This window comes from Burkholderia sp. Ax-1719 (assembly GCF_011753055.1).
GTDB lineage: Bacteria > Pseudomonadota > Gammaproteobacteria > Burkholderiales > Burkholderiaceae > Paraburkholderia.
Window position 1 is genome coordinate 81,587 of sequence record NZ_VWWJ01000024.1, and the last position, 24,388, is coordinate 105,974.

Annotated in this window: 19 protein-coding genes, 1 tRNA gene and 1 pseudogene; 17 read left to right on the forward strand and 4 right to left on the reverse strand. The window is 64.2% G+C overall.

The features are described 5' to 3' along the window. Positions 1-6 precede the first annotated feature (6 nt). The 5 genes from F3J17_RS29620 (at position 7) to F3J17_RS29640 (ending at position 5,909) form a co-directional block, all read left to right on the forward strand. Positions 7-927: a LysR family transcriptional regulator gene (locus tag F3J17_RS29620; protein ID WP_167067767.1), complete on the forward strand. Its 921-nt coding sequence runs from the start codon at positions 7-9 to the stop codon at positions 925-927. A 143-nt stretch (positions 928-1,070) separates the two neighbouring features. Beyond that, positions 1,071-1,532 carry a MarR family winged helix-turn-helix transcriptional regulator gene (locus F3J17_RS29625; RefSeq protein WP_167067770.1) on the forward strand — a complete coding sequence of 154 codons (462 nt, stop codon included), beginning with the start codon at positions 1,071-1,073 and terminating at the stop codon, positions 1,530-1,532. Between the two features lie 93 nt (positions 1,533-1,625). Next, a complete protein-coding gene (locus F3J17_RS29630; protein WP_167067773.1) occupies positions 1,626-2,759 on the forward strand; it encodes an HlyD family secretion protein in 1,134 nt (377 codons plus the stop codon). A gap of 17 nt (positions 2,760-2,776) precedes the next feature. Next, on the forward strand, positions 2,777-4,402 hold the full coding sequence (locus tag F3J17_RS29635; RefSeq protein ID WP_167067776.1) for a DHA2 family efflux MFS transporter permease subunit: 1,626 nt from the start codon (positions 2,777-2,779) through the stop codon (positions 4,400-4,402). Between the two features lie 40 nt (positions 4,403-4,442). Beyond that, positions 4,443-5,909: an efflux transporter outer membrane subunit gene (locus tag F3J17_RS29640; protein WP_167067779.1), complete on the forward strand. Its 1,467-nt coding sequence runs from the start codon at positions 4,443-4,445 to the stop codon at positions 5,907-5,909. A gap of 29 nt (positions 5,910-5,938) precedes the next feature. Here the strand turns inward: F3J17_RS29640 and F3J17_RS29645 are convergent, their stop codons facing one another. After that, positions 5,939-6,892, reverse strand: coding sequence for an AraC family transcriptional regulator (locus F3J17_RS29645; RefSeq protein ID WP_345891267.1), 954 nt, complete (start codon positions 6,890-6,892; stop codon positions 5,939-5,941). A 114-nt stretch (positions 6,893-7,006) separates the two neighbouring features. Between F3J17_RS29645 and F3J17_RS29650 the strand changes: the two genes are divergently transcribed. The 8 genes from F3J17_RS29650 to F3J17_RS29685 all read left to right on the forward strand — a co-directional run bounded on the left by F3J17_RS29650 (position 7,007) and on the right by F3J17_RS29685 (position 15,799). Next, on the forward strand, positions 7,007-7,543 hold the full coding sequence (locus F3J17_RS29650) for a carboxymuconolactone decarboxylase family protein (protein ID WP_167067782.1): 537 nt from the start codon (positions 7,007-7,009) through the stop codon (positions 7,541-7,543). Positions 7,544-7,729: 186 nt separating this feature from the next. Further along, a complete protein-coding gene (locus tag F3J17_RS29655) occupies positions 7,730-8,917 on the forward strand; it encodes a thiolase family protein (protein ID WP_167067868.1) in 1,188 nt (395 codons plus the stop codon). Positions 8,918-9,002: 85 nt separating this feature from the next. After that, positions 9,003-9,434, forward strand: coding sequence for a MarR family winged helix-turn-helix transcriptional regulator (locus F3J17_RS29660; protein WP_167067785.1), 432 nt, complete (start codon positions 9,003-9,005; stop codon positions 9,432-9,434). A 171-nt stretch (positions 9,435-9,605) separates the two neighbouring features. Next, complete coding sequence (locus F3J17_RS29665) at positions 9,606-10,964, forward strand: TAXI family TRAP transporter solute-binding subunit (protein WP_167067788.1); 1,359 nt, start codon at positions 9,606-9,608, stop codon at positions 10,962-10,964. Between the two features lie 372 nt (positions 10,965-11,336). Next, positions 11,337-12,689, forward strand: coding sequence for a DUF3300 domain-containing protein (locus F3J17_RS29670; protein WP_167067871.1), 1,353 nt, complete (start codon positions 11,337-11,339; stop codon positions 12,687-12,689). 20 nt (positions 12,690-12,709) lie between these two features. Then, the gene (locus F3J17_RS29675) at positions 12,710-13,669 is read left to right on the forward strand and encodes a DUF2950 domain-containing protein (protein ID WP_167067791.1); all 960 of its coding nucleotides are present in this window, start codon (positions 12,710-12,712) and stop codon (positions 13,667-13,669) included. A 322-nt stretch (positions 13,670-13,991) separates the two neighbouring features. After that, positions 13,992-14,579: a YSC84-related protein gene (locus F3J17_RS29680; RefSeq protein WP_167067794.1), complete on the forward strand. Its 588-nt coding sequence runs from the start codon at positions 13,992-13,994 to the stop codon at positions 14,577-14,579. A gap of 329 nt (positions 14,580-14,908) precedes the next feature. After that, a complete protein-coding gene (locus tag F3J17_RS29685) occupies positions 14,909-15,799 on the forward strand; it encodes a hypothetical protein (protein WP_167067797.1) in 891 nt (296 codons plus the stop codon). 19 nt (positions 15,800-15,818) lie between these two features. On the opposite strand, the gene F3J17_RS29690 is transcribed toward F3J17_RS29685, so the two are convergent. Further along, positions 15,819-17,045, reverse strand: coding sequence for a YeeE/YedE family protein (locus F3J17_RS29690; protein WP_167067800.1), 1,227 nt, complete (start codon positions 17,043-17,045; stop codon positions 15,819-15,821). Between the two features lie 321 nt (positions 17,046-17,366). Here F3J17_RS29690 and F3J17_RS29695 point away from each other — a divergent pair, with 321 nt between their 5' ends. The 3 genes and pseudogenes from F3J17_RS29695 (at position 17,367) to F3J17_RS29705 (ending at position 21,277) form a co-directional block, all read left to right on the forward strand. Further along, positions 17,367-18,986 carry a methyl-accepting chemotaxis protein gene (locus F3J17_RS29695; protein ID WP_167067803.1) on the forward strand — a complete coding sequence of 540 codons (1,620 nt, stop codon included), beginning with the start codon at positions 17,367-17,369 and terminating at the stop codon, positions 18,984-18,986. Between the two features lie 81 nt (positions 18,987-19,067). Continuing rightward, a pseudogene (locus tag F3J17_RS29700) lies at positions 19,068-20,321 on the forward strand (D-amino acid dehydrogenase); the annotation flags it as partial. A gap of 62 nt (positions 20,322-20,383) precedes the next feature. Further along, entirely contained in the window at positions 20,384-21,277 is an 894-nt protein-coding gene (locus F3J17_RS29705; protein WP_240161210.1) for a glutamate/aspartate ABC transporter substrate-binding protein, read from the forward strand. A gap of 102 nt (positions 21,278-21,379) precedes the next feature. Here the strand turns inward: F3J17_RS29705 and F3J17_RS29710 are convergent. Together F3J17_RS29710 and F3J17_RS29715 are read right to left on the reverse strand one after the other, a co-directional pair. Further along, positions 21,380-21,456: transfer RNA gene (locus F3J17_RS29710), tRNA-Val, on the reverse strand. 117 nt (positions 21,457-21,573) lie between these two features. Then, on the reverse strand, positions 21,574-22,386 hold the full coding sequence (locus F3J17_RS29715) for a DNA-binding transcriptional regulator (RefSeq protein ID WP_167067812.1): 813 nt from the start codon (positions 22,384-22,386) through the stop codon (positions 21,574-21,576). Positions 22,387-22,528: 142 nt separating this feature from the next. On the opposite strand from F3J17_RS29715, the gene F3J17_RS29720 reads away from it, so the two are divergent. Continuing rightward, a complete protein-coding gene (locus F3J17_RS29720; RefSeq protein ID WP_167067815.1) occupies positions 22,529-24,364 on the forward strand; it encodes a bifunctional 3-(3-hydroxy-phenyl)propionate/3-hydroxycinnamic acid hydroxylase in 1,836 nt (611 codons plus the stop codon). Positions 24,365-24,388 lie beyond the last annotated feature (24 nt).

The window sequence follows — 24,388 nt, forward strand, 5'->3', positions numbered from 1 at the left end:
AACGCCATGGACTATATCGACACCCTGCGGATCTTCCGTTCCGTCGTCGAAGCGCGTAGCTTTACGCGCGCCGCAGACATGCACGGCCTCGCCACGCCCGTCGTCTCCCGGGCGATTGCGCGGCTCGAAAAGCGTCTGGGCAGCCGGCTCTTTCATCGGACCACACGCGCCGTTTCGCTGACGGAAGCCGCCGAGCGCTTCTACGACGGCTGTTGCCGCGTGCTCGACGATCTCGACGCGCTGGAGGCCGGCGCCACGGAGCAGACCCGCGAAGCCAACGGCGTGCTGCGCATCGTCGCGCACACCACGGCCACGGTGAACCGGCTGGTGCCGCTGATTTCCAGCTTCAAGCGCGCGCATCCGAAGGTGACGCTCGACGTGATGATGACCGAGCGCCCCGTCGATCTGGTCGCGGACGGCTACGACCTGGGCCTTGTGCTGCCGTTCATGCTCAACACGGATACGACCGTAACCAAGCTGCTCGAACGCATTCCGCTCGCGCTCGTCACCACGCCCGCGTATCTGGCCGCAACCTCCACGCCCAGGCATCCCGCCGATCTGGCCGCGCACGTATTCGTGCCGATGCCGCCTTCGCTGCGCAAGCCCACGCTCACGTTCCGCGTCGATGGGGAAGACGTGACCGTGCCGCTCAAGTACGAAATCGCCTCGAACAACCCCGAGTTCAACCGCGAGATGGTGCTGCAGGGCTTTGGCATCGGCATCCTGCCGCAAGGCCTCGTGCAGACGGAACTGGACGACGGGCGGCTCGTGACGCTGCTCGACGACTATCCGATGAGCGATATGCAGATCGAAATCCGCCTGGCCTACACCTCGCGCACGCTGCTGCCGGCCAAGGTGCGCGCGTTCATTGACCACGCGACGGCGTTTTTCGGCGGCGTGGTACATCCCGCGCAGAAAGTCGAGTGAAAGCTGGCGAGTGATAAAAGAGGGATTGTTCTCCGCGCGGTCATAAAGTGATGCCGCGCGCGACGGTTGTGGCGGGGCGTACTGCCGTCTAATCTGTGCGTATGCACACCTATGCCGATTCCCTTGTCGATTCATTGACGGACATGCCGGTTCAAGACGCCGAACCCGCGCCATTTCCGGAGCACGACGATTGTTTCGCGGTGCGCCAGGCGGCCCGCCATCTCTCGCAGCTTTACGAGCGCCACCTGAGCGCGGCAGGCGTCACGCCCACGCAGTTCAGCATTCTGGGCGCGCTGGGCGCGGCGGCGGTGGAGGGCGGCGAGGCATCGCTGACGATGGCGCAGCTGTCCCGCACGATGGTGATGGAGCGCACGACGCTGGTGCGCGCGTTGCGTCCGCTGCTGCGCGGCGCGCTGGTGGAAGATCTCGCGGCGGCAAGCGATTGTCGTCGCCGGCGTCTGGCGCTCACACAGGCGGGCCGCGATCGGCTGCTCGATGCCAACGTGCATTGGCGCGCCGCGCAGGACGAATTCGAGCGCCGTTTCGGGCCGCGACGTGCGGCCTGGTTGCGGCGCGAGCTGTTGCGCATTACGCGCGCAGTGTGAACTAAACCGTTTGACGGGTATTTGAGTCGGGCCGCTTCAATCGCAAGGCGGCAATTTTTTAATCTTTATAGTGCATATACACAGGTGAACGACATGTCGAGTCCTTCCACTCCTGCCACGGGTGCATCAGGTGCCTCGGGTGCCACCGCGCGCGAACGCGCCGGCCTGCCCTGGATGCGTCTCGCGCTTGGCGCGGTGGCGCTGGTGCTCGCGGTGGCGGGCGGTTACTGGTTCTTTGTGCTGCGCTTCGTGCAAAGCACCGACGACGCCTACGTGGGCGGCAACGTCACGTTGATGGCGCCACGCGTGAGCGGCTTCGTCTCCGAAATCGACGTGCAGGACAACCAGCGCGTGAAAGCGGGCCAGTTGCTGATGCGTCTGGATTCGCGTGACTACGACGCCAAACTCGCCCAGGCCGATGCCGATCTCGCGAGTGCCCGCGCCGCCGTGACGCAACTGGAAGCGCAGCGCACCTTGCAGGCGGCCGTCATCAACCAGCATCAGGCCGAAGTGCGCTCCTCGAATGCCGAACTCACGCGTAGCGCCCAGGACCAGACGCGTTACCGGGCGCTGGTGAAGGACGACGCCGTCTCGAACCAGCTGGTCGAGCGCGCCGACGCCGATTTCGCCAAGGCGCAGGCCTCGGTCGCGCAAAGCGGCGCCACGGTGGTGGCGTCTCAACGCCAACTCGACGTGCTCGCCGCGCAGATCGCCGACGCCCAGGCGCGCGTGGGCACCGCCGAAGCGGCTCGCCGTCTCGCCGCGCTCAACGTCGAATACACGACGATCCGCTCGCCCGTGGACGGCTTTATCGGCAATCGCACGGCCCGCGTGGGCATGCTCGCGAACGTGGGCTCGCCGCTCCTGACGGTCGTGCCCGCGAGCGACCTCTGGGTGGACGCCAACTTCAAGGAAGACCAGTTGAAGAAGATGCGTGCGGGTGATCGCGCCGATATCGAACTGGACGCCGCGAGCGGCACGCTGCACGGCACGGTGGAGAGCCTTGCGCCCGCCACCGGCGCGACCTTCAGCGTGCTGCCGCCCGAAAACGCCACGGGCAACTTCACGAAGATCGTGCAGCGCGTGCCGGTGCGTATTCATGTGAACGTGCCGCAGGGCATGGAGGGCGTGCTGCGCCCCGGCCTTTCGGCGACGGTGAAGGTGCATCTGGGCGAGCAGGGTGAGCCTGGTGAGGGCGGCAAGCCTGTCGCCGCCGCCTCGAACTGAACCACAGGCGAGACGATATGAACGCCCCGACCTCCGCCGCCGAAGTCACTGCTGCGCCTGTCACGCCAGCCGCACCCGCAGCCCCGCTCGCGCCGCATCTTCAGCCCATCGGCCAGCGCGCGTTTGCTTTCGCGCTGATGTGCATCGGCTTTTTCATGGCCACGCTCGATATCCAGATCGTGGCGTCCTCGCTGCGCGATATCGGCGGCGGACTTTCAGCGAGTCAGGACGAGCTGTCTTGGGTGCAGACCGCTTATCTGATCGCCGAAATCATGGTGATCCCGATGTCGGGCTGGCTCTCGAAAGTGATGTCGACGCGCTGGTTGTTCGTGGCGTCGGCGGTCGGCTTCACGATCACGAGCATGCTGTGTGGTCTTGCGTGGGACATCCAGTCGATGATCGTGTTTCGCGCGCTGCAAGGCGCACTGGGCGCGGCGATGATCCCCACCGTGTTCACCACCGCGTTCGTGCTGTTTCCCGGCAAACAGCGCATCGTCGCCTCGACGACGATTGGCGCGCTGGCGTCGCTCGCACCGACGCTCGGCCCCGTGATTGGCGGCTGGATCACCGATCAGTGGTCGTGGCACTGGCTGTTCTATCTGAACCTCGTGCCCGGCATCGCCGTGGCCGCGCTGGTGCCCAAATACGTGCATATCGACGAACCCGATCTCTCGCTTATCAAGCGCGGCGACTATATCGGCATTCTGCTGATGTGTGGTTTTCTCGGCTGCCTCGAATACGTGCTGGAAGAAGGGCCGCGCAAGAACTGGTTCGGCGACGACGCCATCGTGGCCTGCGCGTGGATCGCGGCGATCAGCGGCTTTCTGTTCATCGTGCACGCGCTCACCGCGAAAGACCCGATCGTCGATCTGCGTGCGCTCACGGTGCGCAACTTCGGCATCGGCAGTGTGCTGTCGTTCGTGACGGGCATCGGCATCTTCGTGGCGGTGTTTCTCACGCCGCTCTTTCTTGCCGAAGTGCGCGGCTTCAGCTCCTTGCAGATCGGTTTGTCGCTGCTTTCGGTGGGCGTGTTCCAGTTGCTCGCACTCGGCGTCTACGCCTACGCGACGCGTTATTTCAGCATGCGCGCGTTGCTGGTGTTCGGCCTCGTGTGCTTCGGTCTTGGCTGCTATCTGTACGTGCCGATCACGCACGATTGGGGCTGGCAGCAATTCCTGCTGCCGCAGGCGCTGCGCGGCATTGGCCAGCAGTTTGCGGTGCCACCGATCGTGACGATGTCGCTGGGTTCGCTGCCGCCTTCGCGCCTCAAATCGGCCAGCGGTCTGTTCAATCTGATGCGTAATCTGGGCGGCGCAATCGGCATTGCCGTGAGCGCGACCATGCTCAACGATCGCCTCAATTTTCACTATCTGCGTCTGAACGAAAGCGTCACGCATGGCGTGCCGCAAGTCGAAGGGCTGCTGGCGGGGCGCACGTCTTACTGGCAGTCGGTGGCGGGCAATACGCTCGACGCGGCGCAAACCGGCATCGCGCAACTGCACGCGCTGGTGCTGCGCGAAGCGCTGGTGATGACGTTCTCCGATACGTTTTTTGTGCTCTCGCTGTGCTTTGTGGTCGCGCTTGTCAGCGTGCTGTTCTCGCGCCCCATCACGACCGCCGCGCCGCCGCCCGACGCGCATTGAGCCTTAATTTGAGCCTGAATCGAGACTTAAAGGTCCCAACATGTTCACGTCCATTCGTTCTTTCGTCCGGCCCGCGCGCTTTGTTTTGTCGACGCTCGCCGCCGCCGCGCTGGCCGCCTGTGCCGTGCAGCCCGCACAGCATCCCGATCTGCCCGCCGCCGTGCAATCCACCGCGCCCGCAGCCTGGCGCATTGATGCTCCGCAGGATGCCGTCGATGCGCGCGCCTGGTGGGCGCAGTTCGACGACGCTACGCTCGACACGCTGATCGCTGGCGTGCTGAACGGCAATCTCGACTTGCAGGCCGCGGCGGAACGCGTCAAGCAGGCGCAATCGATCACCACGCAAAAGCACGCCGTGCTGCTGCCGCAACTGGATTTCACGGCGCAGGGCGCGTACGCGCGCCAGAACACGCCGCCGCCGCTGGGCTATGTGAAGCAGGCCGGCGCGGGCGTGGCGCTGAGCTGGTCACCCGATGTATTTGGCGGCGAGCGGCTCGATCTGCTGGCCGCGCAGGCCAGTCTGGTGGGGCAGAAACATGCGCTTGACGCGGTGCGTCTCGCGCTGGCGGCTGACACAGCGTCCGCATATGTCGATCTGCGCTGGGCACAGGCTGAATTAAAGATTCTTCAGGATAACGTATCGATACGTCAGCGCACCTTGCAGCTCACGCAAGACCGTTTGAAGTATGGACTGTCGACCCAGCTCGACGTGACGCGCGCGCAGACGCAGTTGAGCGAACTGCAGGCGCGCATTCCGCGCGCTCAGGCCAGTATCGATCATCAGCTCAATCTGATCGCCGTGTATACCGGCCGCACGCCTGAATCCGTATCGCAGCTTGCGCTGGCTACGCCCTCGCCGATTCCCGTCGCGCCGCAGAGCGTGCCGCAACTGCTGCCGTCCGAAGCGCTGCTGCGCCGCCCCGACGTGCAGGCCGCCTACGCGACCGTGCAGCAACGCGCGGCGGAAGTGGGCGTGGCGCGCGCCGAGCGTTACCCGAAGTTCTCGCTCAATCTCACGGACGGCGTGCTGGCTTCGTCCTATCTGGGCATGCCGACGCTCACCGACAATCTCTTCAGCGCGGCACTGGGCGCGACCAGCCCGATTTTCAACGCGGGCCGCATCACCGCCGATATCGAGCAAAGCGAAAGCCGCATGCGCGAATCGCAGCTCAATCTGCAACAGACCATGCTGCAGGCGCTGCGCGAAGTGGAGGACAGCCGCACCGATCTCGTCAGCACGGCCACGCAGACGCAGCAGTTGCATGACGCGGTGGGCTCGTCGGCGCAAGCGCTCAAGCTTGCGAACCAGCTCTACAAGGGCGGCGCGGCCGATTTTCTCGATGTGCTGAGCGCGCAGCAAACCTGGCTCGCCGATGCCGATCTGCTCAACGATGCGCAGCGCGAGCGCGCACAGGCGGCGGTGGCGCTGTATCGCTCGCTGGGCGGCGGCTGGAGCGAAAGCGGCGACGTGATCGCCCAGAATGCGGGGCGCGCGCCGGGCAGTTGATGGTTCGCTATCCGAATGAATCCGCGAATTCAGGCGTTCGCACGCGCCGCGCTGCGCCACTGCGCGGGCGTCATGCCTACGTGGCGCTTGAAACCGCGCTGGAACGCCGCATCGGATTGATAGCCCACATATTCGCCGATCTCGGCGACGGGCTGGCTACCTTGCGCGAGCAGACGCCCCGCGAGCGTCATGCGGATATCGGTGAGGACATCGGAAGCGGATCGGCCGATGGCCTCGTCGAAATGACGTGCGAAGGTCGCGCGCGACATGTGGCACAGCTCGGCGAGTTCAGGCAGCGTCCAGGGCTTGCCGGGCGTGTCGAACATCGCGTCGATGGCGGGTTGCAGGCGTGGGCGCTGCGCGAGCGCGAGCAGGCCGCGTGGCGGGGCATCGGTGTGGCTCGCGTAGCGCAGCGTGAGCGCGAACAGCGCGCCCGACAAATGATTGACGAGCGATTCGCTGCCGGGCTGGGCTTCCAGCGCCTCGTCGCGCAGCAGGTCGATCAGGCGCACGAGCCGCTCGGGCACGTCGCCGCCTTTGGGCGCGCTGCTCACCACCAGACGTCCCGGCAGATTCTCGCGCAGCAGGCGTTGCGGCACGGCGGGCAGCACGAAACTGCCGCACAGCACATCGGCGATCTCGCCATCGCCGTGATTCGATTCGATGGTGCGGCCATGCTCGACGCGCTTGTCGATGGGGGCGGGCGTTGCGCCGCTGCCGTCGTGCAACTGGTGCGCGCCGCCGGACGGAAACAGCACGATATCGCCGGCCTGCAACTCGGTCGGCGCGCCGTGGGCGTCCTCGACGACCGCCGTGCCGTTGAGCAGCACGTGGTAGCGCATTTCGCGGGCGTCGGCGTCGGGCTGGTCGATGCGCCAGGGGGCGCCAAAGTGGCAGCGCACGTCGAGACGGCCCGCGACAGGCATGAGTGACAGGAGGCGGCTGAGGATATCCATGGTCGGCAGCGTGAGACGAATGAGCATGAAGTCGCGTCATTCTGGCATTAAAAGTGGCGGCGTGCGCGCCTAGACTTCAGTCATGCCATCGACGATGGCGCGCCAGAACCGGCAACCCTCTCATTGAACAAGGAGTCGATCATGTCCCGTCTTACTGCCATCAAGCCCGAAGAAGCCACCGGCGCTGCTGCAGAAGTATTCGCGAAGATCCGCAAGGCTGTCGGCAAGGTGCCGAATGCTTACGCCACCATCGGCACGCACAGCCCGGAAGCGCTGGCTTCGATTCTGGGCGTGGAAGCCGTGCTGGCCGGCGGCGCGCTGACCAAGGCCGATATCGAAGCGATCAAGCTCGCAGTCAGCGAGGTCGCCGGTTGTGACTACTGCGTGGCCGCTCACACGCTGGCGGGCAAGTTCGCGGGCCTGTCGCCGGAAGCGATGAAGCAGATTCGCGCGGGCGAAGCCACTGGCGACGCGAAGCGCGACGAACTGGTGCGGTTCGTGCGCACGCTGGTGCGTACACACGGCACGGTGGCGCAAGCCGATGTGAATGCCGTCAAGGAAGCGGGCTATACGGAGCGTCAAATCGTGGAAACGGCCCTGGCGATCGCATCGATCACCTTCACGAATCTCGTGAATCGCGTGAACGATACGACGCTGGATTTCCCGGCTGTGGCTTAAAGGTCGCGAAACAAGGCACGGATCTAACGATCCGCGCCTTGTCCCTCGCTGAATCGGACATAAACCATGCCACGCGCGACGAGTGCCGACTCCACGAATTTCTTTGAATGTGTGCATATGCATACATAAACTGGAGCAGTGAACGCAGAGACTCTGCAATCTCATGGAGAAAACACGATGAGCAGCATGAATTCAGCGCGGGAAATCGTTTTGTGTCAGCCGGTGCGCACGGCGATCGGTGCATTCAATGGTTCGCTCAAGGGCGTGCCGGCCACCGAATTGGGCGCAATCGCGGTGCGCGAAACGCTCGCGCGCGCGAAACTCGATCCGGCCCTGCTCGGCTCGGTGGTGCTAGGCAATGTCATTCAGGCCGGCAACAAGATGAATCCCGCGCGCCAGGCGGAACTGGGCGGCGGCGTGCCGGTGCAGGTGCCCGCGTTGACGGTGAACCGCGTATGCGGCTCGGGCGCACAGGCGATTGCGAGCGCGGCGCAGGAAATCCTGCTCGGCCTCGCCGATGTGGCGCTCGCGGGCGGCATGGAGAATATGGACCGCGCGCCTTATCTGATGGACGGCGGCCGCTGGGGTTATCGCATGGGCAACGCCGAAGTCCACGACAGCATGTTGCGCGATGGTCTGGTCGATGCGTTTTCGGGCCAGCATTCGGGCTGGCATACCGAAGACCTCGTAACGAAAGCCGAACTCACGCGCGAAGAGCAGGACCGCTGGGCTGCGCGTTCGCAACAGCGTTTTGCGGCGGCGCAGGCGGCGGGGCGTTTCAAGGAGGAAATCGTCGCGGTGGAACTGAAGCGCCGCAAGGGCGTGGAGCGTTTCGAGGCCGACGAAACGCCGCGCCCCGACACCACGTTCGAAACGCTGGCGAAACTCAAGCCTGCATTCCGCCCGGATGGCACCATCACGGCGGGCAACGCGCCGGGGCTCAACAGCGCGGCCGCGGCAATGCTGGTGGCCGAGCGCGGTTTCGCCGAAGCGCACGGCCTCGCGCCGATGGTGCGGCTCGTCTCGTGGGGCGTCGCGGCGGTCGAGCCGGGCCTGTTCGGCCTCGGTCCGGTGCCGGCAGTGCAGCTGGCCTTGCAGCGCGCGAGCTGGTCGCTCGGCGATGTCGATCGCTTTGAGATCAACGAGGCGTTCGCGGCGGTGCCGCTTGCGGTGATGAAGCAGCTCGGCATTCCCGACGATGTGGTCAACGTGGAAGGCGGCGCGATTGCACATGGCCATCCGATCGGCGCAACGGGCGCGATCCTGACGACGCGGCTTGCGTGGTCGATGCAGCGTGACGGCATACGTCGCGGCGTGGTGACGCTGTGCATCGGCGGCGGCCAGGGTATCGCGCTGGCGCTCGAGAAAGTATGATGGCCGGGCGCGCGCGCTGGTGTAAAAGCGGTGCGCGCGCCCTGGACTAACGAAGCGAACGAAGCAAAACCGAAGGTGAACGGCAATGACGAAGCGAGTAACGCGCGAGGAATGCAACTGTTTTGCGCTGCGGCAGGCCGCGCGCTTCGTCACGCAGCTTTACGAGCGTCATCTTTCGCAGGCGGGCGTGACGGCCGCGCAATTCACAATTCTCTCGCGTCTGGCGGGCCGCCCCGACGCCACCGCCGCCGAGCTTTCCGATGATCTCGTGATGGATCGCACCACGCTCGTGCGCGCGCTCAAGCCCTTGCAGCGCGATGGCCTCGTGCTCACGGCGGCTGCCGAGCACGATACGCGCACCCTTGTTTATCGGCTTTCGGCAAGCGGCTTGCGGCGCTTCGACAAGGCGCATGCACTCTGGCAGGACGCCCAGACGGAATTCGAGCAATACATGAAGCGCGACCGCGCCAAGGCCTTGCGCGCCGAACTGTTCGCGCTGACCCAGGCGGCGGCTTGAGGTTTTTGCGGCCGGCTTTCAGAACGGCGCGCGCCTGAAACAAGCGTCGCGCTGGCTTCGCTTTCAACGTCACGACAGCGGGGCAACCCCGCACAACCCCCAGCGTCCCGATCCGGCGCGAAAATGGCATGATGCAGTTTCCAGAGTTCGACGCCACGCCGCCGGGTTCTCATGAGACGACATCGACCGCCCCTGCCGCATTTCATGCGCGATCCCTCGCATCCCGCGTGGCGAGACATCGCGTTGTCCACGCTGCCGGTCGCGTTGTTCTGCATTGCGGTGGTCGCGCTGGTGGTGTGGCTCGTCGATCCCGCGCCGCCGCGCTCCATCACCATCAGCGCGGGGCCGCGCGATAGCTCGTTCATGCAGATGGCCGAAGCCTACCGCACGATCCTCGCGCGCAACGGTGTGAAGCTGAAGATCCTCGAATCGGACGGCTCGGTCGAAAACCTCCAGCGCCTGCTCAATCCCAAATCGCATGTCGATCTCGCCTTCGTGCAAGGCGGCATCGCGCAAGGCATCAATACCGATACGCTGATGTCGCTGGGCAGCGTGGCGTATCTGCCGATCGTGGTGTTCTATCGCGGCAACGGGCTTTCGCAACTTTCCGATCTCGACGGCAAGCGCATTGCGATTGGTCGCGTGGGCAGCGGCACGCGTGAGCTGTCGTTGAGGTTGTTGCACGCGAATGGCATGGACCCAGGCGGCGACGCCACTTTCCTGCCGCTAGACGGCATGGAGGCCGCCACCGCGCTGGTCTCGGATCGCGCCGACGCCGCCATGCTCAGCGGCGACTCCACCACGCGCACGCTGATGCTGCGGCTGCTCAATATTCCGGGTATCTCGGTGATGAGCTTCGAGGAAGCCTCTGCGTATACGCGTATTTTTCCGTATCTCGAAGGCGTTGACCTGCCGCCGGGCGTGCTCGATCTGCGCCGCCGCGTGCCGCAGCAGACCGTGCATCTCGTTGGGCCGACGGTGGAGATCGTTGCGCGCAATACGCTGCATCCGGCGATCTCAGATCTCATCATCGAGGCCGCGAGCGAAGTCAACGGCGTGCCGGGTCTGTTGCAGCGCGCGGGCCAGTTCCCAAGCCCCGATGCACACGATTTCCGCATCAGCGAAGACGCGACGCGCTACTACAGGTCGGGCAAAAGCTTTCTGTATCGCACGCTGCCATTCTGGCTCGCGAGCGTCGCGGACCGGCTGCTCGTTTTGTTGCTGCCGCTGGCGGTGCTGGTGTTTCCTGCCTTGCGAGCGATCCCCGCGCTCTATCGCTGGCGTGTGCGATCGCGCATCTATCGCTACTACGGCGCGCTGATCGCCATCGAGCGCGATGCGCTCAAGCACACGAGCGAGGAGGAGCGCGTGGCGCTCATCAACGAACTCGACGAGATCGAAGGTTCGCTCAATACGCTGCGCATGCCGCTCGCCTATGCGGATGCTTTCTACGTGCTGCGCGAGCACGTGGGCTTCGTGCGCATGCATCTCACGCCTGCGCGTCGGCAACCTGAAAACGCGACCCATTGATGACGTAAACGCGTTGTTTGTCGCGCGCATGAACGTCGATTGAATGCTTCTCGAATTGTTTCGTAGTCCGTTTTTATCGGGTTAATTGATCCGCTTTTATAAACAGACAAACTTTAACGATCCGACGGTTGACACTACGAGTCACACCCCTATATTTTTGTCCGCTAGTACCTGTACGACATCGCATGGCGGCGGGGCGTACAAGCATAAGCAAACGTTCGCGCCGCAAGTACGCATGCCGAAGTGGGACGCGCAGTTGGACGTTCTCAAAGACCTACCCGCAACGAGGAGGACCGATTCGTGAAATCGTCCGGTGTACGCCAGCATGCTGCCTGGCTCATGTGCGCCGCGCTCGCGGCCGCACCGCTGTACATGGGGCCTGCCGGGCCCACTGCCGCGCTTGCGCAGAGCGCGGCGCATCTCTCCAACCAGCAACTCGATTCCCTCACCGCGCCCGTCGCGCTGTATCCCGACGCCTTGCTCGCGCAGGTGCTCATGGCGGCCACGTTCCCGCAGGACGTGCAGTCCGCGGCCGCATGGTCCAAGGCCAATCCCAAGCTTCAGGGCGACGACGCCGTCAAGGCGGTTGCCTCGCAGCCCTGGGACCCGAGCGTGCAATCGCTGGTTGCGTTTCCGCAGGTGTTGGCCACGATGTCGTCCAAGCCCGACTGGGTCACGCAGATCGGCAATGCGTTTCTTGCGCAACCGAACGATGTGATGGATTCCGTGCAACGTCTGCGCGCGCAGGCGCAGAAGGCCGGCAATCTCAAGTCGAACGAGCAGCAGAAGGTCGTGGTGCAACCCGCATCCAGCACCACCACCACGCAGACCATCGTGATCGAGCCGGCCAATCCGCAGGTGGTCTATGTGCCGACCTACAACCCCACGGTGGTCTATGGCACGTGGCCGTATCCGGCCTATCCGCCGGTGTACATGCCGCCGCCTCCGGGCTATGCGATCGCCGCGGGTTTCGTGAGCGGGCTCGCCTTCGGCGCGGGTGTGGCGGTGGCCAATTCGTTGTGGGGCGGTTTCGGTTGGGGTACGCATGACGTCAACATCAACGTCAACCGCTACAACAATATCAACGTCAACAACCGCATCAACACCAACGGCTCCACTGCTAACTGGAATCGCAACACCAATGTGGAGCGTCGCCAGAACTTCAATCAGAACTTGAACAACGCGAACCTGAATGGTCAGCGCAACCAGTTTCGCGGTTACGACCAGTCGCGTCAGCAGGCCGCGCAGACCTTGCAGAACCGCACCGGCCAGAACATGAACGGCAACGCCAGCCAGCGACTAAACGATATCCAGCACGGCGGTACGCGGCCCGGCGCGGGCGCCCCTGGTGCGAACGGTACGCAGAACGCCAATCGCGGCAACGAACTCAACAATCGTGCCCAAAACGGCAACCGCCAGAATGAACTCAACAATCGCACGCAGAACGGCAACCGCCAGAACGAACTGAACAACCGCGCGCAGAACGCCAACCGGCAGAGCGACCTCAATAACCGTGCACAGAGCGCCAATCGCGACAACGCGTTGCGTGGCGCTGGCGATGGCGGCGGAGCGCGTGCCGATATGCAGCGCGGCCAGCAAAGCCGTGAGGCCTTCCAGAACCGTGGTGGCGGCGGTGGTGGTGGATTTGGCGGCGGAGGCGGCGGAGGCGGCGGCGGTCGCCTGGGTGGTGGTGGCGGTGGCGAACGCCACTTTGGCCGTCGTTGAATATCTATAGGAGTCTCGCGATGATCCGTACTCACGCACGCCGCCCGTCGCAAGGCGCGCGGCCTGCCGGGCTCGCCCGGCTCAGCGCGGCGCTGGCATTCGCGCTGTTCGCCGCGCCCGCCTTGCTGGCTGTCCCCGGAGCGGGCGCGGCCTCGGCGCAGGCCGTGTATCCCACGCCCGATGCCGCAGCCCAGGCCTTCACCGACGCGCTCTCCAGCAACGACCACGAAGCGATGAAGCACGTGCTCGGCAGCAACTTCCAGCAGTTCATCCCCACGCAGAACATCGGCGAGGATGACATCAACGACTTCCTTGGCGCGTGGGCGCAAGGCCATCAGATCGTGCCCGACACCACGCCCGTCGCAGGCAAGGCCAGCGCGCATCTGACCGTGGGCGACAGCGGCTGGACGCTGCCGGTCCCGTTGGTGCAAAGCGGCAGCGGCTGGCGCTTCGACCCGCGTGAAGGCGGGATCGAAGTGCTCACGCGGCGCATCGGCCGCAATGAGCGCGCGGCCATGCTTTCGTCGCTGGCCTATGTCGATGCGCAGAACGACTACCGCAAGCTCACGCAGCACTACGCCCAGCGCATCGTGAGCACGCCCGGGACGCATGACGGCCTGTACTGGCCAGTTGGCCCCGGCGAGGACGAAAGCCCGCTTGGCCCGCTCGCGGAAACCATGCCGAACAATTCGAAGATCACGCCGCAGGAGGGCTACCACGGCTACCACTTCCGCATTCTCACGGCGCAGGGCGCGCATGCGGATGGCGGTGCGCGCAGCTATCTGGAAGGTGGGCAGTTGACCCATGGTTTCGCACTGGTGGCCTGGCCGGCACAATACGGCAAGACGGGCGTGATGAGCTTTATCGTCAATCAGGACGGCAAGCTCTACCAGAAGAACCTTGGGCCGAACGGCGCGAAAGCGGCCGCCGCGCTCAAGAGCTTCGATCCCGATCCCTCATGGCAAGCCACGGCGCCCTGAGCCTCCAGTGCAAGCGCGCCGTGTAGTGCGTACACGGCGCGCTTGCAGCTAATTCACGCTGTGCACGTATTCACGCAGGCGCCTTCGGGCGCCTTTCTCTTTTTGCGCGATCGGCTTCGATTCCGTCGCCGCTGCACAGGTTTGCGACGCTTGAGCGCTCTTATCTTGTAAATCGGGCACAATCGGCTGGAAGTGGGGGCTGACGGCGCGCAGCCGCCTCCATTTCGCGGCTGGGGAGAGGGTGAAAGCGAGGCCGGATCGACGCCGGGCACGTCGCTTGCTGTATCCCTCCGCAAACTCTTATTCGTGTGGAGAAAACGACATGCAACGACGCAACTTCATGCTTTCGGCAGCCGTAGCGCTTGCCTCCGGCGGTATGGCGCTCGCAGGCTGCACCACTACGCCGGGCAACACCTCCAACGCCTCGACGGATATGTCGAAGCGCCAGTCGATCGACGCCAATGTCGACGACGCGATGACGAAGCTGTATTCGACCGTCAAGGGCTCGCGCGAGCTGGTTGCCAAGTCGCGCGGCGTGCTCGTGTTCCCGTCGGTGCTGCAGGCGGGCTTTATCGTCGGCGCGCAGTACGGCGAAGGCTCGCTGCGCGTGGGCGGCGCAACGACCGGCTACTACAGCACGGTGTCTGGCTCGTTCGGCCTGCAGGCCGGTGCGCAGTCGAAGGCCATCATCTTCTGCTTCATGACCCAGGACTCGCTGGACAAATTCCGCAACACCGACGGCTGGGCAGCGGGCGCGGACGCCTCGGTCGCGCTCGTGACGGTTGGCGCGAACGGCGCGGTCGATACCAACACGGCAACGCACCCGGTCGAAGTCTTCGTGATGACCAACGCCGGCCTGATGGCGGACGTCTCGCTCGCGGGCACGAAGGTTACGCGTTTGAAGATCTGATCGGTTTGGGCGTAGCCTGAAAACCGGGTAGTGAAAGAGGGCAAGGCCGTATGGGCTTTGCCCTTTCTATTTGTGCTTGCATCAAGCCTGAGCGCGATCAAACTCGACGCCGTCATGGCAGTCGATAATCGATAAATTGCCTGGCATGCCTATCTTGTTTCCTTGCTGACAAAGCAAATCCTGCGATCAGGCGCCGCTGCACGGGCAGCTTTTTCACTTCCCATCGCAATCGCAGAGCTTCCCGGACCCGGCGCACACTCATGTTAGGATCGACTGGAAAATCATCAAGCAATGGCAACCCGAATATTGGCTTGCCTGGCACTCACGACATGAGCAACCACGAGCGCTTCAACGTTGTCTATGACGGCCCCGCACTGGCGGAGCATCGCATGGACGTGCGCGACCTGGCTCCGGCGTTGGTCGCAATGGCCGATCTGTTCACTGCCGCCAACCGCGTACTCAATGGCGAGGCCGCGGATGTGCGCGTCGAAGTGAAGGGCAGCTTTCGCGCCGGGTCGTTCAATATCGAGCTGATCTTCGTCCAGCAGTTTCTTTCGCAACTGCGCGATATGTTCGCGGGGAGCAGCGCGACTGCTGTCGCCAACGCATGGACCATACTCGGCGTGCTGGGCTGCGTCGGCGGAGGCGGTGTCATCGGCTTGTTGCGCGCGCTGCGTGGGCGTCGCGTGCACCGCGTCGAACCCGCAGGCGAAAACGTGCGTATCTGGATTACCGATACCGAATCTATCGAGGTCGAGAATCAGGTCGTGCGGCTCTGGCGCAGCCAAAGCGTGCGCGTTGCGCTTCAGAAAACGCTGTCTCCGCTCGCGCGCGAGGGCATCACCAGCTTTGGCATTGTTCGCGACGAGCAAATCGAACTTGCAATCGACGATGCAGAATTGCCGGTTTTCGAAGCGTCGATGAGCGAAGGAGAGGTGGTGACCGATCACGTCGTGCGCAAAGTGCTCTTGATCGAATCGGTCGTGTTCAAGGACGGCAACAAATGGCGGGTTCACGACGGGCAGTACCCGTTTTTTGCTTCGCTTGAGGACGAAGCATTTCTGGCCCGGATCAATGCGGGCGAGCGCTTCGGAAAGGGGGATGTGCTCGTGGTTGATCTACGGCAGATTCAAACCGTGGATGCGGGCGCGTTGAAGACCGACAACCATATCGTCAAGGTCTTCGAGCATCGCGCACCGCTCCAGCAAAGCCTTCTCTAGCGCTGTCTCGGGATGCTGCTTAGCACCCCGTATTCTTCACCCGCTCCACTTCCAGCCCGAACATCGGGCGCAGACGCGTGCCGACAACATTCCCCGCGAAAGCGCACACGAGCCACAGCCAGCCGTGCAGGCTGCCCGACACAATCCCGCTGAAATACGCGCCGATATTGCAGCCATACGCGAGCCGCGCGCCATAGCCCAGCAGTAGCCCGCCGATCATCGCCGCCACCAGCGAGCGCAGCGGAATGCGCCAGACCGGCGCGTAACGTCCCGCAAGCGAGGCGGCGGCCATTGCGCCCAGCACGATGCCGATATCCATCACCGTGGTGACGTCGTGGCTGGCGGGCGCGGCGAGCGCGGCCGCGTTCGGGCCGGCCATCCAGTATTTCCAGCTCGCCACGTCGACGCCGAGCGCGGCGAAGCCCTTGGCGCCCCACAGCGCGAACGCCGAGGTTACGCCCCACGGTCGGCCCGACAGCGCGAGCGTCGCGAAGTTGAGTACGGCAAGCGCGACGGCGCCGGCCAGCAGCGGCCACGGACCATGCAGCCACGGCGAGGCATGCGGCGCGCGTTCCGGCTGATTGACGAGGCGGCCATGGCGGCGCTTTTCGATCGCCACGGTCAGCGCGGCAATCGCCGCGAACACCGCAAGGTTGAGCACGATCGCGGGCGCAACGCCGAGCGCGTTGACGAGCGAGAGCGGCTTGAGTTGCGGCATCGACGTCCAGAACGGCATGTGCGCAGTCGCGACCACCGATCCGATCACGAACGCGATCAGCGTAACGACCATGCGCGTGCTGCCGCCGCCCACGGTATAGAGCGTGCCCGAGGCGCAACCGCCGCCCAGTTGCATGCCGATGCCGAAGACAAACGCGCCGACGATCACCGACGTCCCGGCGGGCGACACCAGCCCCACCACCGGATGGCCGAACAGCGATCCCGCCGAAAGCGCCGGGAAGAACAGCAGCACGCCGATGGCGAGCATGAGCATCTGCGCGCGCAAGCCCGCGCCGCGACCATCGGCGATAAACACGCGCCACGCCGACGTAAAGCCGAACGCCGCGTGATAGAGCGTCATGCCGAGCAGCGCGCCGACCACATAGAGCGCGGCCTGACGGGCGCTGACCGTCTGCGCCAGATAGACGGCGCCGAGCGCCACGAGCAGCAGCGCCAGGGCAAGCGACTTCGGATTGATGGAGTCGAGGCGGCGCGGCGCGCGCGCCAGCGGCGAGGAGAGGTCGGACATGATGGGAGCAGGCGAAAGCGCGGCGTGATGACGAAAAAGGGCGAAAAACCTGCCAAAAGTCGTCGAAAAGGCCGCTCAGGTCAACAAATGAAAGGAAAACGATAGCACGAAACGCATATCGCCTTACCCGGCTACCCGTGTCGCTCTCATGGATATCCCCTATGCGCCCGCGCCGCGCGCCTGCCGATAGGACGAGTCGAAGAGCACGAATGCGCAACATAAGAAGTCACACAAATAGACGCAAAAGACGCAAAAAAGCAGACGCAAAAAGCGACGCCCACCAAAGCGATCGCGGACCTATACGCCAGGAGACCGGACCACATGCTCAGGAACATCACGATTCGCGGAGGGCTCACCCTCGTCATCGGCATCTTTGTCGCCTTTTTGCTGGTCGTGATTGGCGTGGCCTATGGCGCGCTGAAACTGACCAACGAAAGCCTGCTCGACACCCAGCGCAGCGCGCAGTCGCTCGCTGCGCTCAAGACCAGTTCCGAGCGGCTCCTGCAGGTGCGTCTCGCGCTGGGCGGCTACGAGACGCTTTTCAGCGTGGGCAAGTCCACCGAGGGCATGCTCGACCAGGCGCACAAGATCCTCGCCGATTCGAACAAGGATTTCGCGACCTACAGCGCCGGCCCGTTCGCCGATAACGACGAGGCGCGCCTCGCGCAGACCGTGGCGCAGGCGCGCACGGCGCTGGTCGAGCAGGCGCTCGAACCCGAGTACAAGGCGCTCGTCGACAACGACTTCAACACCTTCCGCACCATCCAGGGCGAAACCGCCGACCGCTATTACGGCACCTACGCGAAGGCCATCGACGCGCTGGAAGACTGGCAGGAGGCGCGCGAGCAGCGCAATGCCGAAACCGCGGCGACGCGCTTTCGTCTCTCGCTCATCGTGTTCGGCGTGATTGGCGCGGTGGGCGTGGCAATCGGTCTGATCGCGCGCAGCGGGCTGGCGGCGGCGGTGGTCAAGCCCGTCGATACGGCGATTCGCCACTTCCAGCGCATCGCTGCCGGCGACCTGACCGTGGATGTGCGCGTGCGCTCGAGTAACGAAATGGGCCAACTGCTCGGCGCGCTGGCGCAGATGCGCGAAGCGCTGATCGGCACGGTCGCGCGCGTGCGCGGCAGCACGCAGGAGATCACGTTGGGCGCCAATCAGATCGCGGCAGGCAATGTCGATCTGTCGAGCCGCACGTCGCAGCAGGCGGCGGCGTTGCAGGAAACTGCCGCGAGCCTTGAGCAGCTTTCGGCGGCGGTGCGCCAGAACACGGCGGGCGCGCAGGAGGCGAGCGGCCTTGCGCAGGGTGCGCTGAGCACCGTTTCACGCGGCGCGGACGTGGTCGCGCGCGTGAACGAGACGATGAACGATATCTCGACGTCGTCGCGCAAGGTCGAGGAGATCACCGGCATCATCGAGGGCATCGCGTTCCAGACCAATATTCTTGCGCTCAACGCGGCTGTCGAGGCGGCGCGTGCGGGCGAGGAAGGGCGCGGCTTCGCGGTGGTCGCGCAGGAAGTGCGCAGCCTCGCGCAGCGCTCGGGGACGGCGGCCAAGGAGATCAAGGAACTGATCGCCGCGTCGGTGGCGACGGTGGGTACGGGCGCGCGTCTGGTCGAGGAGGCGCGTCACACGATGGGCGAGGCGCGCGACGCCGTTGCGCGCGTGAGCCACATCATGGGCGAAATTACGGCGGCCACGCACGAACAGAGCGACGGCATCGAGCAGGTCAATCGCGCAGTCGCGCAGATCGACGAAGTCACGCAGCGCAACGCGGCGCTGGTGGAGGAAGCGGCGGCTTCGGCGCAGTCGCTGGAATCGCAGGCCGACGCGCTGCGCGAAGCCGTTTCCGTGTTCCATCTGGCCGATGGCGCGGCCGCACGTGCAGCGGCGCATGGCGAGCGCGAAGCCGCTCGTGTGGGCGCGCTCGCCTTAACCTGAGGTTATATCCCCCGTTCGATTCGCAATTGAGTTCCTTTTTTTGCCCGGCGAGACTGGAAGGAACATAGAAAGCGGAAACAACGGGATATGCGAATTTGCGTGCTGGGCGGCGGGGTGATCGGGGTCACGACCGCGTATTTTCTTGCCCGCGATGGACATCAGGTGACGCTCGTGGAGCGTCACGCCAACGTGGCGCAGGAGACCAGCCACGCCAACGGCGGCCAGTTGAGCTACAACTATGTGGCGCCGCTGGCCGACCCCTCGGTGCTGCCGAAACTGCCGCAATGGCTCTTCTCGCGCGACGCCGCGCTGCGCTTCGTGCCGCGGCTGGATCTACGTCAATGGCACTGGTGCGCGGCTTTTCTGCGAGCCTGCACGCACGCGCGCAGCCGCGCCACCACGGCGGAATTGCTTGGCCTGGGCTTTCTGAGCCAGCGTCTCATGCATGAAATCGTTGCGCGCGAAACCATCAAATTCGACTATGTGCGCAATGGCAAGCTCGTGGTGTTTCGCGATCGGGATGGCTTCGAAGGGGCGCGCCGCCAGGCTGACTATCAGGCTCAACTGGGCTGCGAGCAACATGCGCTAGATGGCGCGGCGTGCGTCGCGCTCGAACCGGCGCTGGCGCATATCGGCGGCGACATCGCGGGCGGCATTCACACGCCAGGCGAAGAAGCCGGTGATTGCGACAGCTTCACGCGCGGCCTTGCACGCGCGGCTCAGCGCGACGGCGTGGATGTGCGTGTCGCCACGGAGTTTTCCGGACTGCGAACGAAAGGCGAGACAGTCGAAGCCGCAGTGACCTCAGCGGGCGAAATCGAGGCCGATGCTTTCGTCGTCTGTCTGGGCATGCAGAGCCAGCCCTTGCTGAATTCGCTCGGTGTGCGCGTGCCCATGTATCCGCTCAAGGGCTACAGCCTCACGCTGCCGGCGGCGCAAGGCCAGGGCGCACCGCTTCTCTCCGTCACCGACGCGCATCACAAGGTGGTCTACGCGCCGCTCGGTGAGCGTCTGCGTATCGCGGGCATGGTCGACCTCACAGGCATGAGCGCGCAGGCCGATCAGGCGCGCATTGCCTTGCTCACGCGTCAGGCGCGCGAGACTTTTCCCGATGCGGGCGACTACAGCGCCGCGCAGACGTGGACCGGCATGCGGCCCGCCACGCCGGACAGCAAGCCGTTGATCGGCGCAACGCATTTTCGCAATCTCTGGATGAACACAGGGCATGGAGCGCTGGGCTTTACGCTCGCCTGCGGCAGTGCCCAGTTGATGGCCGATCTGATCGCTCAACGCGCCTTGCCGCTTAACGGCGATGCATTCGCGCCGAACCGCTGAACGTTTTTCTCACTTCGTTTTTCACCACACGCTGGGAGTAGAGCACGATGAACACAATCAAGATGATCGCGGCGCTGGCACTGGGCTTCACGACGCTGACCACGATCACTGCTGCGGCGCGCGCCGACGAACTCACGGGCACGCTCAAGAAGGTGCATGACAGCGGCGTGATCGTGCTCGGCACGCGCGAATCATCGATTCCGTTTTCGTACTACGACCAGAACCAGAACGTGATTGGTTATTCGCAGGAGATCGCGCTCAAGATCGTCGATGCGGTCAAGCAGAAGAGCAATACCCCTAACCTCAAGATCAAGACGATTCCGATCACCTCGCAGAACCGCATTCCGCTGATGCAGAACGGCACCATCGACCTGGAATGCGGCTCGACCACGAATACTTTCGAGCGCCAGAATCAGGCCGCGTTTTCGAACAGCATCTTTCTTTACGGCATTCGCTTCATCACCCGCAAGGACTCGGGCGTGAAGGATTTCCCCGATCTCGCGGGCAAGACCGTGGCGACCACGGCGGGCACGTCGGATGAACGCATGCTGCGCAAGATGAACGAGGAGAAGCATATGAACATGACGATCATCAGCGCCAAGGATCACGCGGAGTCGTTCCTCAACGTGACGACGGGACGCGCCGTGGCCTTCGTCATGGATGAGCCGCTGCTCTATGGCGAGCGCGCGAAGACGAAAAATCCGCAGGATTATGTGGTGACGGGTACGCCGCCGGTGTCGGAAAACTACGCTTGCATGCTGCGCCGTGACGATCCGCAGTTCAAGGCGCTCGTGGACGAAACGGTCGCGAAGATGCAGACCTCCGGCGAGATGGCGAAGCTTTATACGAAGTGGTTTACACAGCCGATTCCGCCGACCGGCATGAATCTCGACTATCCGCTTTCGCAACAGATGAAGGATCTGTTCGCGCATCCGAACGACAAGGCGCTCGATTGATACGCTTTTTCAGGGGCTAAAAAAGAAAATGCCGCATTCCTGTGAAGGAGTGCGGCATTGTCATTGCGCAGCGAACTGAGCCGCGCGGTACTGCATATTCGTTGGTAGGCTCGATTGGATTCGAACCAACGACCCCCACCATGTCAAGGTGGTGCTCTAACCAACTGAGCTACGAGCCTGTTGAGAGCGCGAATTATAGAGAGGGTATCGCAGCCTTGCAAGCCTTTTTCGCAAATTGTTGAAAAAAGCCTTTGTGGCGCGGTTTATGGGGTCTGCGAGGGGGGCTGCGAGGTGGCCTACGATGTCGGGCGCTTTGCGCCGCCCTCCGCGGCTTCGAGCGCCGTTTCCATCTCCTGCGCCGCGCGCTGCAATTCGGGCACGAAGCGCCGCACGGCCTCCGCCGGATTGATCGCCTGCTCCAGATAGATGATGTTGAGGCTGGCGATCACGCGCCCATGCGTGTTGATCGCGACCGCCAGTGCGCCGATCTTGCGCTGGTCGGCCCAGTCGCCGTGATTCGAACCGAAGCCATCGGCCAGAGTCTGCCGCACGAGATTGCGCACGAACGCCGCATCGGCGGCCAGCTTCTGCTGTTGTTCGCCGCCCGCGCCCGCACGCAGCATGTCGAGAATGTCTTCGCGCTGCGCCTCGGGGCAATGCGCGAAATAGGCGCGGCCCGCGGCCGTGAGCAGCATCGGCAAACGGCGACCCACCATCGCGCGGTGAAACGACAGCGGGCTGAAGCGGTGCGTGGTCTCGCGGATGATCATCGCCTCGCCGTCGGGCGTGGTGAGATCGGATGGCCACACAACCCGCTGCATCATCTGGCCCATGATTGGCGGCGCGATCGTGGCGATGAGTTCGTCGTCCGTGAAGCCTTCGCTGAGCGCGCGCACATTCATCGTCAGACGGAAGCTGTCGTCCGACGCACTGCGCCGCACGAGATCTTCTTCCACCAGCGTTTCCAGCAAACGCCGCACTGTCGTGCGATGCAGGCCCGTGGCGTCGCTGAGTTGCTGGCTGGTGGCGCGGCCGTTTTCCATCGCGTTGAGCGCCCGCAGCACTTGCAGGCCGCGTGCGAGGCCGCGCACGTTTGCATACTTCATCATCAAAAAATCTCTTTTAAATCAACTGTGTGCATTCTATGCACATTTCTCTCAAATTGTTGAGAGCGTGCCGCGGCGACTCTAGACTCGCTTCCATGCCTTGCATGAGATCGCCCCGATAAAGGGCGACTGACACGGAGACAACATGAACACCCTTCCCGCAGGAGCGGACGCCGGACGCGTGCGCCAGCGCGCCACCGACGTCGCCATCATCGGCGCAGGCCCCGTCGGCCTGATGATCGCCAATATCCTCGGCCTGCAGGGCGTGCGCGTCACGCTCATCGAAAAGCTCGAACAGATTATCGACTATCCGCGCGCAATTGGTTTGGATGACGAAGCATTGCGTGTGTTCCAGTCGATTGGTCTGGCTGACGCCTTGTTGCCGCACACCACGCCCGATCACTGGATGCGTTTCGTCACGAAGGACGGCCATTGCTTCGCGTCCATCGAGCCGCGCACCGATGAATTCGGCTGGCCGCGCCGCAACGCCTTTATCCAGCCGCTCGCGGATCGCGTGCTTTATGAAGGGCTCGCGCGCTTCGAGCATGTGGACGTGCTGCTGGGGACCAGTGTGAACGGCTTCGTGCAGGACGCGCAAGGCGTGTCCATCGACGTAACCGACGCAAGCGGCGAGCGCCGCACGATCCGCGCCGCTTATCTGGTGGGCGCGGACGGCGGCAACAGCTTCGTGCGCCGCGCGCTCAACGTGCCCTTCGAAGGCCGCACCAAGCCGAATCAATGGATCGTGGTGGACGTGCGCAACGATCCGATCGGCTCGCCGCATATCTATATGCATTGCGATCACGAGCGGCCGTATGTGTCGGCGGCGCTGCCGCACGGCATTCGTCGTTTCGAATTCATGGTGATGCCCGGCGAAACCGAGGAAGAACTCTCGAAGCCCGACAACCTGGCCGCGCTGATCCGCAAAGTGGTGGCGGACCCGGACAAGGTCAACACTATCCGCAAGCGCGTCTATACGCACAACGCGCGTCTGGCCGAAACCTTTCGTGTGGATCGCATCCTGCTGGCGGGCGACGCCGCGCACATCATGCCGGTGTGGCAGGGTCAGGGCTACAACAGTGGCATTCGCGACGCCAACAATCTGGGCTGGAAGCTCGCGATGGTCGCGAAGGGGCTGGCCGATGGCCGCCTGCTGGATACCTACACCGTCGAGCGCCGCGCGCATGCGCGTTCGATGATTCATCTTTCCGAAGTGGCCGGCGACATCTTCGCGCCCAACACGCGCTTTGGCGCGCGCTTTCGCGATGCATTTGTGAAGTCGATGAACGTGTTCCCGGCGGTGAAGCGCTATTTCGTCGAAATGCGTTTCAAGCCGATGCCCCGTTACGAAGCAGGCGTCGTGCTGCTGCCGCCGCCGAAACCAACGGGCGGCTGGCTTGCGCGCCGGCTCGAACGTGCGGGCGATTCCGCGCCGGGCCGTTTGCTGGGTTTGATGAGCCAGAAGCGCGATTCGCTGCTCGGGCGCATGGCCTATGGACGCGATCCGCTCGCGGCGTCGCCGGTGGGCCGCATGTTCATCCAGCCGCGCGTGCGTCTGAGCGATGGTCGCGTGGTGCGACTGGACGATGCGATCGGTAATGGCTTCGCGGTGCTGGCCTGGGGCGCGGACCCGACCTTCGGCCTTACGCCGCAGGCGCGTGCGTTGTGGGAGCGCCTGGGCGCGCGATTCGTGTTCGCCAAGCCCGATGTCCAGCTCAATTACACCGATGACGTGCCCGAAGGCGTGCTCGCGCTCGGCGATGTGCAAGGGCGTCTCAAGGACTGGTTCAGCCGCTTGCCGGAATCGGTGGTGCTGCTGCGCCCGGATCGCTTCGTGGCGGGCGTGTGCTCGCCGCAGCAGCTATCGGACGCCATTGTCGAGCTGGCCGGCAAGTTGGGGATGAGTGATATCGCTTTGCGCGAAGAGGCTTCGCAACAACGCCCCGTGCGCGCCGACGTCGCCGTCGCGCAAGCAGCATGAGCAACAGCGAGCAGGAGCCGCACT